Raw genomic sequence first — 11,856 nt, 5'->3', positions numbered from 1 at the left:
ACCCGCCTGTCCGAGGCGGGGCTGGAGATCGCCAAGGACAACCCCGCCCTCCCGCGCATCCTCGAAGAGGTCAAGACCCGCGAAAACCGCGGCTACACCTATGACATGGCGCAGGCCAGTTTCGAACTGGTCGCCCGCCGCGAACTGGGCCTTCTGCCCGAGTTCTTCGAGGTCAAGCGCTACAAGGTCACGGTCGAGCGGCGCAAGAACAAGTACGACAGGATGGTGTCCCTGTCCGAGGCCGTGGTGGTGGTCAAGGTCGACGGGGAAAAGAAACTGTCCGTCAGCGAGTCGATGGACGAGACCGGCACAGATCGTGGCCCGGTCAACGCGCTGTCCCAGGCCCTGGCCAAGGATTTGGGTCGCTACCAGGACGCCATCGCCGACATGCGGCTGGTTGACTTCAAGGTGCGCATCACCCAGGGCGGCACCGAGGCCGTCACCCGCGTCATCATCGACAGCGAGGACGGGCAGGGGCGGCGCTGGTCCACCGTGGGCGTGTCGCCCAACATCATCGACGCCTCGTTCGAGGCGCTGCTTGACGCCATAAACTGGAAACTCCTGCGCGACGGCGGCGAGGCCTGAGCGGTGGACGACGCCTTCCTGACGCTCCACCGCGAGATGACGCGCCAAGGCCCCGGCACATCCGAGGATGTCCGCTGGGCTCTCAGCCAGCTTGACCTGCCCGACGCTCCCAATGTGCTCGACGCCGCCTGCGGCCCCGGCGCCGACCTCGTGACACTCGCCGAGGCGCTGCCCCGGGCGCGGATCGAAGGCATCGACCAGCTGCCCCACCTTGTCGAAGAGGCCCGCGCGGCCACCGCCCGCTTCACCAACGTCACCGTCTCGACCGGCGACATGGCGCAGATAAGCGGCTTTTACGATCTCATCTGGTGCGCCGGCGCGCTCTACTTCCTCGGTGTCACCGAAGGGCTGACGCTCTGGAGGCGCGCCCTGACGACCGACGGCGCCGTGGCCTTCTCCGAACCCGTCCTCAGCCCCGAGGCACCGCAGGCCGCCCGCGATTTCTGGGCCGACTACCCGGCAATCTCCGACCTCGACGGCATCACCGCGCGGGTCGAGGCGGCAGGCTACACCGTGCTGAACCACCGCCTCATCACCGGCATGGCCTGGGCGGAGTATTACGCCGAACTCGGCGGTCGCATCGCCACCCTGCGCCCCGGTGCCGACACGGCATTGAGCCAAGTCCTCGACGCTGCGCTGCGCGAAATCACCCTCTGGCGGCAGGCCCCCGGCGACATCGCCTATGCGCTCATCCTTGCGCGCCCCGGCTTCGGGCCTACCTGACGGCCATGGCGCTCGACCCTGACATCATGGCCTGCGCGGGCCTCGTTGAGCGCGGCGACCCACAGCGTTTCGCCGCCACCATGGCCGCCCCGGTGCCCGCGCGCGAAAAGCTTTTCCCGCTTTACGCCTTCAATGTCGAGGTCTCGCGCGCCCCGTGGGTCACGCAGGAATCCATGATCGCCGAGATGCGCCTGCAATGGTGGCGCGACGTGCTGGAGGAGATCCGCACAGGCGCCGAGGTGCGCCGCCACGAGGTCGCCACGCCACTTGCCACGGTGCTCGACCCAGACATGGCTGAACGTCTCGACGCGCTGGTCGAGGCCCGCCGCTGGGACATCTACCGCGACCCGTTCGAGGACATGGACGCGTTCCGCACCCACCTCACCGATACCTCCGGCCTGCTGCTGCTCGCCGCCGCACGCGCCCTTGGCGACGTGCCCGAGGCACCGATCCTCAAGGCAGGCTACGCCCAAGGCGTCGCCAACTGGCTGCGCGCCGTGCCGGAACTGGAACGCCAGGGAAGCATCCCGCTGGTCGAAGGCACGCACGCCGCGATCCGCGCCCTGGCCGACGACGCGCTGACAGACTTGGCAGAGACCCGCCGCACGCGACTTGCGCCGGAAGTACGTCCGGCCATGCTGGCCCTCTGGCAGACCGACGCGATCCTGAAAAAGGCCCGCCGCGACCCCGCCGCCGTCTCGGAAGACCGCCTGACCCTGCCGCCCTTCCGCTCCCGCCTCGGGCTGATGCACCGGGCCCTGACCGGACGCTGGTAAACGGAGCGCCTGCGGCGCGCTCTTTTGGTGCGTTGGGGGTTTCACCCCCAGACCCCCGAGAGTATTTTCGGCAAGAAAAAGAGGGGGCTAGCCCATCTCTATCACCGCGCGCTGCACCAGCTTGCGCGGACGGCTTCCCAACCGCTCCAGCGCCTCATGGGGCGCGATCCCCTTGCGCGCCACAAACTCCGCCAGCGCCCAGGCCCGCGCGTTTTGCGACATGTACCCGGCCCAGCCATCCTGGTCCGCCGCATTCAGCTGAAACAGCCCGAACCCCGCGATGATGCAATGCAGGTCCGTGGCCAGCTCATGCGCCCCCGCGCCGCCGGGCAGGGCATCCACCACCGGCGCCAGCCGCGCGTGCATCAGCTCATGCGCCATCGTGTTGATGAAACTGACGGGGCGGCGCATCAGTTTGGGATCGTAGGTGATCATCGGGTGCGTGTCGTCTTGCCAGTATTCGCCTGCCACCCGCGACGTGACGCCATATTCATGCGACAGCTCGTCAGGCAAATCCGGCAGCCGTTCCAGGGCGATCTCCGCCTCGACCCAGTCAAAGCTCTCCTCGATCCATCCCGCCATGTCGTCGCTGACCAGGGGCGCGCGCCGGAACCAGCCCATCTCAGGCCTCTTTCGGCCGCATCACCAGCCAGATCAGCGCCCCGCCCGCCAGCGTCAACAGCGGCACCATCGCGAGGTTCACCGCTGTCCATCCGGCCTCCGCCGTGCTGCCCGAGCAGTTCATCAACCCGCCCGACGCCAGCGAGGCGACGGTGACGCCGCCAAAGACCAGAAGATCGTTCATCCCCTGCATCCGGCCCCGTTCATGCGCGTCATGCGCGCCTGCCAGCATGGTCGTCGCCCCGATAAAGCCGAAATTCCATCCCAACCCCAACAGGATCAGGGCGACAAAGAAATTCTCCAGCTCCACCCCCTGCAACGCCACCACGCCCGCCGCGGCCAGGATCACCAGGCCCGCCCCGACGATCCGCTCCACCCCGAACCGCGCGATCAGGTGCCCGGTGAAAAAGGACGGCGCGAACATGGCCAGCACGTGGCCCGTCACGATGTCCGCCGCGTTGCCCTCGTCGAACCCGCAGCCCACCACCGCCAGCGGGGTCGAGGTCATCACCAGGTTCATCAGCGCATAGCTGACCATCGCGCAGATCACCGCCACCGCGATGCGCGGCGTGGTCAACAGCTCCCACCGCGTGCGCCCCCTGGGGCTGTCCGGGCTCGGCGGCGGCTTTGGGATGTCCAGGAAAAAGAACAGCAACGCGCCGGCCAGATTGATCGCGATCACCGCCAGGTAAGTGCCCAGGAACGGCACCACCATCGCCTGGCTCGTCACCTTCACCAGTTGCGGCCCGATGATGGCGCTCGCCAGCCCGCCCGCCAGGACATAGGAAATCGCCTTGGGCCGGAAATCGTCGCTCGCCGTGTCCGCGGCGGCAAAGCGATAAAAGCCCTGCGCCGACATGTAGATCCCCGTCAGGAAACTGCCCGCCAGGTAAATCGGAAAGGACGCCAGATAAAGGCCATAGCCCGCGATCGCCGCGCCCGCCGCGCCCCCCATGGCCCCGATCAGAAAGCCCGCCTTGCGCCCGAACCGCTGCATCACCATCGACAGCGGATTGGCCGAAATCATCGACCCCAGCACGATCAGCGAGATCGGCAGCGTGGCAAAACAGACGTTGCTCGCCAGGCTCTGCCCGGCCAGCCCGCCGACGACGAAGATCATCGCCATCTGCGCGCCCAGGATCGCCTGCGCCAGTACCAGAACGGTCACGTTCCGCTTCGCACGGCGGTCGTCGTCATGGGGCAGGGCGGTCTCGGTCATGCGGCCTTGCTAGACCCCCCGGCACCGGGCCACAAGTCCCCAAATCACCGCCACGCCATGCCTTTTCCTCTGGCCTGAAATATCCCGGGGAGCGCGAGGGGCAGCGCCCCTCGCATCGGTCGTATTGCGCGGCACGCGCAATGCGAAATTGGCCCATTGGCGCGAAGGGCTTGCCCGCCTATAGTCCGCCCGACCATGCCCAGACGACCGCTCCCCTCACTCCAAAGGCCCGGCCCGTGACGCTCCTTTTGCTCGCCGGCACAGGCGAGGCCAAGATCATCGCCGCCCACCTGCACGCAAGCGGCATCGCGGCCATCGCCTCGCTCGCCGGCGCCTCCCGCGCGCCGGCACCCCTGGCCCTGACCACGCGCACCGGCGGCTTCGGGGGCGAGGCCGCGTTCCGCACCTACCTGAACGATCAGGCCATCACGGCAGTCCTCGACGCCACGCACCCCTTCGCCGATCGCATCTCGCAGCGTACCGCAAGGGTCTGCGCCGACCTCTCGATCCCCTACTGCCAACTCCTGCGCCCGCCCTGGAGACCGGGGCCCGGTGACAACTGGACCCTGATCGACCGCGAGGAAGAGGCCGCCGCCCACATCGCCCCCGGCGCGACCGTCTTTCTCGCCACCGGCCGCCAGACGCTTCACCGCTTCGCCAACTTGGCCGCCTGCACCGTCATCAGCCGCCAGATCAACGTGCCCGACACGCCCTTTCCCTTCCCGAACGGGCGCTTCCTGCAAGGCGATCCGCCGTTCTCGGAACGCCAGGAATACGACCTTTTCAAATCCCTCGGCATCGACTGGCTGATTGCCAAGAACGCGGGTGGCACGACACCCCGCACCAAGCTCGACGCCGCCCGCCGCCTCGGCATCCGCGTGGCGCTCATCAATCGTCCGCCCCAGCCCGACGCGCCCCGCGTGACAACCGTCGAGGACGCCCTTGCCTGGGTCCATTCCCTGTGACCGAGCGCATCATCCAAACCCACGACGACGTGGCCGAAGGCGTCGCGCATCTCACCGCCATCTGCCCCCGCATGGCCCATGCCTACGCGCAGACAGGCCCGCTTCCGTTACGCCGCAAGCCGGACGGGTTCGCGGAACTGCTCAGTGCCATCGTCAGCCAGCAGGTCTCCACCGCCTCCGCCGCCGCCATCTGGGGCCGCATGAAAACCGCAGCCCTCACCGGCCCGCGCAAGATCAAATGGGCCTCCGACGACGACCTGCGCGCCGTGGGCCTCAGCCGTCAGAAGATCCGCTATGCCCGCGCGCTCTCGGACGCGGGGATCAATTTCAGAGCTCTCCGCGACGTCCCAACTGACGATGTAATCGCCACCCTTACGCAGGTCCCCGGCATCGGCACCTGGACGGCCGAGATCTACGCCATGTTCTCGCTCGGGCGCGCCGACGTCTTCGCCCCCGGCGACCTTGCCCTGCAAGAGGCCGCGCGCCTCCTCTACGACCTGCCCGAACGCCCTCGCGACCGCGCCCTGCGCGTCATGGCCACGGCCTGGAGCCCGTGGAGATCGGTTGCAGCCCGACAGCTCTGGGCCTACTACCGTGTGGCGAAACAAAGGGAAGGCATCAGATGACCCGCGTACTTCAGGCCGGCCGCAAGGAACCCATCTCGGGCACGACCCGCTCCGTCGTCGTCTTCCTGCACGGCTACGGCGCCAACGGGGCCGACCTTCTGGGCCTCGCCGACCCTCTGGCCGAACACCTGCCGGATACACTCTTCGTGGCCCCCGACGCGCCCGAGACGATTCCGATGATGCCAACCGGCTATCAGTGGTTCCCGATCCCCTGGATCGACGGATCAAGCGAGGAAGAGGCCCATCGCGGCCTGCAAGCGGCGTCGGAAGACCTCAACGCCTTCCTCGACGCGCTCATGGTCGACGAGGACGTGCTGCCCGAACAGGTCGTGCTCTTCGGCTTCTCCCAAGGTACGATGATGGCCCTGCACGTGGCCCCGCGCCGCGAGGACGAGATCGCCGGCATCGTCGGCTTCGCGGGCCGCCTCCTGCAACCCGAGCTTCTGGCCGACGAGGTGGTCAGCCGCCCGCCGGTTCTGCTGGTCCACGGCGACGCCGACGACGTGGTGCCGCCACAGTCGCTGCCCGAGGCCGCCGAGGCGCTGCAATCGGCCGGCTGGAAAGAGGTCTACGCCCACGTCATGAAAGGCACCGCCCACGGCATCGCCCCCGACGGCCTGTCGGTGGCGCTCGCCTTCATGCGCGACAAGCTCAGCCTCTGAAGACGGCTTCCCAAGACGGTCCAAACACCGCGTCGGGTGGGTGACACCCCACGCGTGCCCCGGTTACTCGCCGCGCCCGCCACGCCCGCGTTCCCTGCCAACCGCGGTGTATCTCTTTCTCCGCTCGCGTCGCGTCCGCGTAGGGCGGGTGAAAACCCACGCGGCGCCGGCTACTCCCCCGGCACCCCCTGCAAACCGCCGTCCTCCACGGCCTTGCCCGACGCCATCCCCAGGATCGCCACCCGCAAGGCCCCCCAGATCCCCACTACGAGCGCCGAGGACACAAGCCCGTCCACCGCGTAGTGCCACCCCAGGTGCACAGACCCCAGCCAGATGAACAGGGTGTAGCCCACGCCCAGCAGTCCAAGCCACCGGCTGACGCCAAAGAACAACAGCGCCCACATCGCGGCCAGCGCCACATGCATCGACGGCATCGCAGAGATGCCATAGCCCAATCCTATCGCCCCGGCCTTGTACCCTGCCAGCAACTCCGCCTGGTAAACCTGCGACGCGATCCCCGGCACCTCCGCCGCCTGTCCGGACAGCCGCGCCTTCAACGGCTCGAACTGGCCTACCTCGAACAGCACCCCGTCATAGACCGGCCCCGCCGATGCAAATAGCCCTGCCAACACACAACCGATCACGAACCAGCTGATCAAAAACGTCCCGATATAACAGGCCCGCACCAGCGGCCCCGACACCATCAGCCCGCAGATGACGTAGGCAATGATCATCGGGTAGAACCACGCGTGATAGACTTGGTCGATCCACCATGTCGCCGCCGCGCTGTCGAACACCGCGTGGCTCAACACCCACGGGTCATGCCCCAGGAACATCACCCGGTCCCAGGCGATGAAATCCGCGTCCCACGTGAACCCGTATCCCGGCAGAACAACCGTTTTGTGCACGGTGAAACTGGCCATCGTCACGATGAACGCCACCAGCGGCACGACCACGTTCAGGAACCGTCCCTGCCGCTGGTGCGCCAGCCACTCCTTCACGAATCCCAGACGGTCCACAGGCGCCGGGCCGCGCACAGCTTGGCCGATCAGCCCCAGGCAGACCAGGATCAACGCCCCCGCCGCCCACATGCTCAGGGCCAGCCCCGTGTAATGCACCAAAGGCACGGCGAAATGCCGCAACGAGACCGCCGGCGCGGCCCATGTCCAGCCAAGAATGGCCGCGGTTACGGCCAAAAAGATGCGATTGACGATGCGGTCCATGCCAAACCCCGTGGTCTCCAGCCCGTCCCGGATGCCACGGCAGACGCCCCATTTTGAGGCGCGATTGCGGTCATTGCATGAAAAAGGGCAGGGCGCGCATTCCTGCGGATATCCGCGTAGGGTGGGTGAAAACCCACGCTCCCAGACCGCTAGAACCTGTTCGCCGGGATCTTGAAATAGCTCTTTCCGTCTTCCTCCGGCTCGGGCAGGCGCCCGCCGCGCAGGTTGACCTGCAACGCCGCCAGCATCCGGTCGGGCAGGGCCAGCGTCGCATCCCGGGTCTCGCGCCGGGCCACGTACTCAGCCTTGCTTGCCCCATCCTTCAGGTGGATGTTCTCGCGTTTCTGCTGACCCACCGTGCTTTCCCACGCAGGCTCTTCGCGGCTGTCGGTGCCGTAATCGTGCCCGATGAAGATGCGAAACGCCTCCGGGTGGTCCAGGATCCGCATGATGCTGTCATAAAGCTCCGCCGCCGTCCCGCCGGGAAAATCCGCGCGCGCGGTGCCCGCATCGGGCATCATCAGCGTGTCATGGGCAAAGATCGCGTCGCCCACCACATAGGTCACGGACCCCAGCGTATGGCCCGGCGACAGCATCACCTTCACGTCCAGATTGCCGATATTGAACTGGTCGCCATCCGCGAACAGCCGGTCGAAATGCGGATCGACCGGAAAGGCGTGCGGCGCGTTGTAATAGTCCCGCCACAGCGCCGCGATATCGCGCACCTTCTCGCCGATCCCCGTGGGCGCGCCGGTCTGCTCCTTCAGCCAGGCTCCCGCCATCAGGTGATCCGCATGCGGATGCGTATCGAGGACCCACTCCAGTTCCAGCCCGCGTTCCGCGATAGTGTCCAGCGCCCATTGCGCCGGCGCGAACCCGGTGGAGAAAGATTTCGGGTCCAGCGTCTGCACCACGTCGATCAGCGCCGCCTTCCGGGTCTCGGGGCAGATGCAGATATACTGGCAACTGCCTGTATCCTCGTCATAAAACCCGATCACGTCGGGGCTGCCCGCGCCATTGGACGCGGAGGTTTTGCTCAGGATGTCGTCGCTCATGCGATCCCTCCTCAAGGTCTGCACGTGTCGTTGGCCTACAACCCGTTCAACGGCACTTTCAGCACAGGGTTCCCGTGTTCATCGGTCGGCACCTTTCCGGCGCGCATGTTCACCTGCAGCGACGGGATGATCAGCTTGGGCATCGCCAGCGTCGCGTCCCGCTCGGTGCGGAACTTGACGAACTCGTCCCGCGTCTTGCCGCCGCCCACGTGGATGTTGTGCGCCTTCTCGTCGCCCACACTTGTCTCCCACGCGATATCCCGGCCGTTGGGGCCGTAGTCGTGACACATGAACAGCCGCATGTCGTCGGGCAGGGCCAGCACCTTCTGAATGCTGTCATACAGCTGCCCCGCATCCCCGCCCGGAAAATCCGCCCGGGCCGAGCCGCCGTCGGGCATGAACAGCGTATCGCCCACGAAGGCCGCGTCGCCCATCACATGCACCATGCAGGCCGGCGTGTGGCCCGGCGTGTACATGGCGAAACAGTCCATCTCGCCCACGCGATAGGTGTCGCCATCCTCGAACAGCGCGTCGAACTGCGAGCCGTCACGCTGAAACTCGGTGCCTTCGTTGAACACCTTGCCGAACGTGTCCTGCACCACCATGATCTTCGATCCGATCCCGATCCTGCCGCCCAGCTTGTCCTGGATATATGGCGCGGCGGACAGGTGGTCGGCATGGACATGCGTCTCGATGATCCACTCCAGCCGCAGGCCCTGATCCTCGATCTGCCGGATCAGTTCGTCGGCATGGTCATAGGTGATCCGCCCGGCGGCATAGTCGATGTCCATCACGCTGTCGACGATGGCACAGGCGTCGCTGCCGGGGTCCTTGACGATATAGCTGATCGTGTTGGTCGCCGCGTCGAAAAAGCCCTGCACATGCGGGTGAACACTCATGTTCACGGGATAATCGGTCATCGTCACTCCTCCTCTATGTCTCCGCCCGTCTTGGCCACAGCGGCAAACCCTTGGCCAGCCGCGCCAGACCCAGCCCCACGCCGACCGCGCCCAGGAACAGGATAACCTCCCAGCGGCCCGTGCCAAGCGCCGGAATGGCCGCACCGGGGCAGAATCCCGCAATGCCCCAGCCGATCCCGAACAGGGCCGACCCGCCCAGCAGCCTGCCGTCGATCACGGTCGAGGTCGGTACCTGGAACCGCGCGGAAAAGAGCGGCGCCGACCGCCGCCAGACCGCCCGATAGCCGACAAACGTCACCACCACGGCCCCGCCCATGACGAAGATCAGGCTCGGGTCCCAAGTCCCAGCGATATCCAGGAAGTTGAGCACCTTCGCCGGGTTGATCATCCCCGACAGGGTGATGCCCGCGCCGAACACCATGCCAGTCAGCACCGCGAACAGAAGTCTCATAGCTCAGCCTCCCATCATGTGACGGATGATGAACACCGTAATCGCTGCCGTGCCAATGAAGACCGGCACCGCCACGATGGACCGGCGCGACAACCTCGACAACCCGCAAACGCCATGCCCCGAGGTGCAGCCCGAGCCAAGACTTGCGCCGAATCCCACGACGATCCCGCCGATCACGATCATCGCCGGGCTGACCGGCACGTCGATCCGGGGCCAGCGCCCGGTGACCAGAAACATCAGCCCCGGCACCAGCACCATCCCCAGGATCAGCGCCGCACGCCACGACACCTCCTCGCGCCCTTCGGCGAACACAAAACCCGACAGGATGCCGGTCGCGCCGAAAATGCGCCCCAGACCCAGCATCAGCAGCACCGCCGCCAGCCCGATCAGCGCGCCGCCGGCCAGCGACGCGAATGGTGTAAACGCCGTCTCCATCATTTACCGCGCGCAGGTCCGGACGCCGAGGATGGAATAGATCGGGCAGACCCGCACGGCTGCCACGATCAGCATCACGACGCCGATAATCGCGGCAAGGTATTTCCAGACCGGCGCCTCGAACGCAGGCAGTCCGCTCAAAAACGCAAGATACAGCAGCACCACGCCCAACGCGGCGCGCAGGATACGGTCGATAGTGCCTACATTGACGGTCATGGTGTCCTCCATGGAAATGATGCCCTATCTGTACGCCTCGGGACGGCGCGCGTCAGTGACATAGTCACCCATCCCGCACGCGCCGGGCCAAAAGCGATGCAGCCTGCAGGGTTGAACCGGGCGGTCGCACAGATTTGCATATCACGCACGAAAACAGCCGCCGGTCTCCCGGCGGCTGTCCGCTTCAATCGCGGATGTCGTCATGTGGCCTCAAAGAACGGCGCGTGCGACGCGCAGCAGTTGCAGCAATTCGTAATTCTCGTTGTTCACCTGCACCACTTGGCCGTTCACCACGGCGTAGTTCCGGTCGTTCCCAAGCTGCGGCAGACGGTACAGGTCGATCAGTTCGGCCTGCGTCAGCGCCGCCGTTGGCGACACCGGCACGCCGCCCGTCACGTCGGTCACCTGCGACAGCTGGTTCACCAGCATCAGCGAGCGGTAGTCGTCGTCATCCAGCAGGACCGGCATCCCGTCGATCAGCGCATAGCGTTGCCCGCGCGGCGCGCGGTCCAGCCCGTAGAGCCGCGCAATTTCGTCCGATTGCAGCAACAGGTAGCCGGGGTCGGGCTCCACGTCGTACCCACGGCCCAGCCAGTCGTCGCGGCGGTCGATCCAGATACGGTCATAACGGTCCCGGTCATAGGACACCCACTCGTCGTAGCCGATGCCATTTTGCGCCAGGCCCGGCGGCACGCAGGGCGGGTTCTTCTTGGCCAGACCCGGCGGGCAGTTGGCGTAAGTCACCAGTTCATTGCCGGGGATATCGGAGACCACCATGTCCGGCGTCAACAGAGCAAGGCCCGCACCGGTCAGGATCCGCGTCATGTCGCGGCCGTCAGGGGCAGGGGCCTGGAAAATGCGCTCCACAACTTGTTCGCGCTCTGCCGTGGTAAAGACCTCGCGCGTCTGGTTGGCATTACCCTTGTTCACCTTGCCGTCGTTTGCCTTGGCCTTGGCCGCGCGCTTGGCCCCGTTGCCGTTGCCTTTACCGACCTTTTCGGGCTTGCCCTTGCCGGGGTTCTCCTTGGCGGCCTTCTGGTTGGTCTTGGCCTGCTTGGCCTTGCCATTACCTTTCTCGGCCTTGGCATTGCCTTTGCCGGAATTGCCCTTGGCCTTTTTCTGCGCGTTGCCGCCGCCCTGGCCCTTCGCCTTGCCATTGCCCTTGCCGCTGTTGCCTTGCGCCAGCCAGACCTGTGCGTCGGGCGCGGTACCAACGCCCGTGGCGATGCCTGCCCCGTGGATCGGGGCGGCGGTCAGCGATGTCGAGGAAAGCGCAAGCGCCAATGCGCTGCCGAGGAAGAACTTGGTCATATCGTACACCTTTCATTTCGCAGCCTAACGCGGCAGCGTCGCGCCGGTTCCGTCGCGCTGCACCCGGA

General features: G+C 66.4%; 15 protein-coding genes. 6 read left to right on the top strand and 9 right to left on the bottom strand.

Annotated elements, in window-relative coordinates:
- The 3 genes from XM53_RS13260 to XM53_RS13250 all read left to right on the top strand — a co-directional run.
- The coding region (locus XM53_RS13260) for an alpha-isopropylmalate synthase regulatory domain-containing protein (RefSeq protein WP_328586675.1) at positions 1–585 on the top strand (585 nt) is incomplete at its 5' end.
- Between the two features lie 3 nt (positions 586–588).
- Entirely contained in the window at positions 589–1,308 is a 720-nt protein-coding gene (locus XM53_RS13255) for a class I SAM-dependent methyltransferase (protein WP_236544494.1), read from the top strand.
- Positions 1,309–1,313: 5 nt separating this feature from the next.
- Positions 1,314–2,084 (top strand): squalene/phytoene synthase family protein, encoded by a 771-nt coding sequence (locus tag XM53_RS13250; protein ID WP_057794059.1) that lies wholly within the window; start codon positions 1,314–1,316, stop codon positions 2,082–2,084.
- An 87-nt stretch (positions 2,085–2,171) separates the two neighbouring features.
- Here the strand turns inward: XM53_RS13250 and XM53_RS13245 are convergent, their stop codons facing one another.
- Positions 2,172–2,705, bottom strand: coding sequence for a hypothetical protein (locus XM53_RS13245; protein WP_057794057.1), 534 nt, complete (start codon positions 2,703–2,705; stop codon positions 2,172–2,174).
- Between the two features lies 1 nt (position 2,706).
- Complete coding sequence (locus tag XM53_RS13240) at positions 2,707–3,924, bottom strand: MFS transporter (RefSeq protein ID WP_057794055.1); 1,218 nt, start codon at positions 3,922–3,924, stop codon at positions 2,707–2,709.
- Positions 3,925–4,160: 236 nt separating this feature from the next.
- On the opposite strand from XM53_RS13240, the gene XM53_RS13235 reads away from it, so the two are divergent.
- Genes XM53_RS13235 through XM53_RS13225 form a run of 3 tightly spaced genes read left to right on the top strand, consistent with a single transcriptional unit; the run spans position 4,161 to position 6,177 of the window.
- Positions 4,161–4,889, top strand: a complete 729-nt coding sequence (locus XM53_RS13235; protein WP_057794053.1) for a cobalt-precorrin-6A reductase — start codon at positions 4,161–4,163, stop codon at positions 4,887–4,889.
- On the top strand, positions 4,886–5,515 hold the full coding sequence (locus XM53_RS13230; protein ID WP_057794051.1) for a DNA-3-methyladenine glycosylase family protein: 630 nt from the start codon (positions 4,886–4,888) through the stop codon (positions 5,513–5,515). Before XM53_RS13235 ends, XM53_RS13230 begins: the two co-directional genes overlap by 4 nt.
- Positions 5,512–6,177, top strand: a complete 666-nt coding sequence (locus XM53_RS13225) for an alpha/beta hydrolase (RefSeq protein WP_057794049.1) — start codon at positions 5,512–5,514, stop codon at positions 6,175–6,177. The genes XM53_RS13230 and XM53_RS13225 overlap by 4 nt, the downstream gene beginning before the upstream one ends.
- 170 nt (positions 6,178–6,347) lie before the next feature.
- On the opposite strand, the gene XM53_RS13220 is transcribed toward XM53_RS13225, so the two are convergent.
- From XM53_RS13220 to XM53_RS13190, 7 genes are all read right to left on the bottom strand, one after another.
- The gene (locus XM53_RS13220; RefSeq protein WP_057794048.1) at positions 6,348–7,400 is read right to left on the bottom strand and encodes a phosphatase PAP2 family protein; all 1,053 of its coding nucleotides are present in this window, start codon (positions 7,398–7,400) and stop codon (positions 6,348–6,350) included.
- Positions 7,401–7,549: 149 nt separating this feature from the next.
- Complete coding sequence (locus XM53_RS13215) at positions 7,550–8,455, bottom strand: MBL fold metallo-hydrolase (RefSeq protein WP_057794046.1); 906 nt, start codon at positions 8,453–8,455, stop codon at positions 7,550–7,552.
- 35 nt (positions 8,456–8,490) lie between these two features.
- Positions 8,491–9,375, bottom strand: a complete 885-nt coding sequence (locus XM53_RS13210; RefSeq protein ID WP_082631002.1) for an MBL fold metallo-hydrolase — start codon at positions 9,373–9,375, stop codon at positions 8,491–8,493.
- 13 nt (positions 9,376–9,388) lie between these two features.
- Positions 9,389–9,826, bottom strand: a complete 438-nt coding sequence (locus XM53_RS13205; RefSeq protein ID WP_057794044.1) for a DUF6691 family protein — start codon at positions 9,824–9,826, stop codon at positions 9,389–9,391.
- 3 nt (positions 9,827–9,829) lie between these two features.
- The gene (locus XM53_RS13200; RefSeq protein WP_057794085.1) at positions 9,830–10,261 is read right to left on the bottom strand and encodes a YeeE/YedE family protein; all 432 of its coding nucleotides are present in this window, start codon (positions 10,259–10,261) and stop codon (positions 9,830–9,832) included.
- 3 nt (positions 10,262–10,264) lie between these two features.
- The gene (locus XM53_RS13195) at positions 10,265–10,477 is read right to left on the bottom strand and encodes a YgaP family membrane protein (RefSeq protein ID WP_057794083.1); all 213 of its coding nucleotides are present in this window, start codon (positions 10,475–10,477) and stop codon (positions 10,265–10,267) included.
- 210 nt (positions 10,478–10,687) lie between these two features.
- Complete coding sequence (locus tag XM53_RS13190; protein WP_057794042.1) at positions 10,688–11,788, bottom strand: hypothetical protein; 1,101 nt, start codon at positions 11,786–11,788, stop codon at positions 10,688–10,690.
- Positions 11,789–11,856: the final 68 nt, after the last annotated feature.

Origin of the sequence: Roseovarius atlanticus, from assembly GCF_001441615.1 — a bacterium.
In the GTDB taxonomy this organism is placed as follows: Bacteria; Pseudomonadota; Alphaproteobacteria; order Rhodobacterales; family Rhodobacteraceae; genus Roseovarius; species Roseovarius atlanticus.
This window is presented reverse-complemented; position numbering and strand designations above follow the sequence as displayed.

Excerpts from the sequence above, each read along its gene's own strand:
- XM53_RS13250 (WP_057794059.1), top strand. The coding sequence starts at position 1,314 with ATGGCGCTCGACCCTGACATCATGGCCTGCGCGGGCCTCGTTGAGCGC.
- XM53_RS13245 (WP_057794057.1), bottom strand. The coding sequence starts at position 2,705 with ATGGGCTGGTTCCGGCGCGCGCCCCTGGTCAGCGACGACATGGCGGGA.
- XM53_RS13240 (WP_057794055.1), bottom strand. The coding sequence starts at position 3,924 with ATGACCGAGACCGCCCTGCCCCATGACGACGACCGCCGTGCGAAGCGG.
- XM53_RS13225 (WP_057794049.1), top strand. The coding sequence starts at position 5,512 with ATGACCCGCGTACTTCAGGCCGGCCGCAAGGAACCCATCTCGGGCACG.
- XM53_RS13220 (WP_057794048.1), bottom strand. The coding sequence starts at position 7,400 with ATGGACCGCATCGTCAATCGCATCTTTTTGGCCGTAACCGCGGCCATT.
- XM53_RS13215 (WP_057794046.1), bottom strand. The coding sequence starts at position 8,455 with ATGAGCGACGACATCCTGAGCAAAACCTCCGCGTCCAATGGCGCGGGC.
- XM53_RS13210 (WP_082631002.1), bottom strand. The coding sequence starts at position 9,375 with ATGACCGATTATCCCGTGAACATGAGTGTTCACCCGCATGTGCAGGGC.
- XM53_RS13205 (WP_057794044.1), bottom strand. The coding sequence starts at position 9,826 with ATGAGACTTCTGTTCGCGGTGCTGACTGGCATGGTGTTCGGCGCGGGC.
- XM53_RS13200 (WP_057794085.1), bottom strand. The coding sequence starts at position 10,261 with ATGGAGACGGCGTTTACACCATTCGCGTCGCTGGCCGGCGGCGCGCTG.
- XM53_RS13195 (WP_057794083.1), bottom strand. The coding sequence starts at position 10,477 with ATGACCGTCAATGTAGGCACTATCGACCGTATCCTGCGCGCCGCGTTG.
- XM53_RS13190 (WP_057794042.1), bottom strand. The coding sequence starts at position 11,788 with ATGACCAAGTTCTTCCTCGGCAGCGCATTGGCGCTTGCGCTTTCCTCG.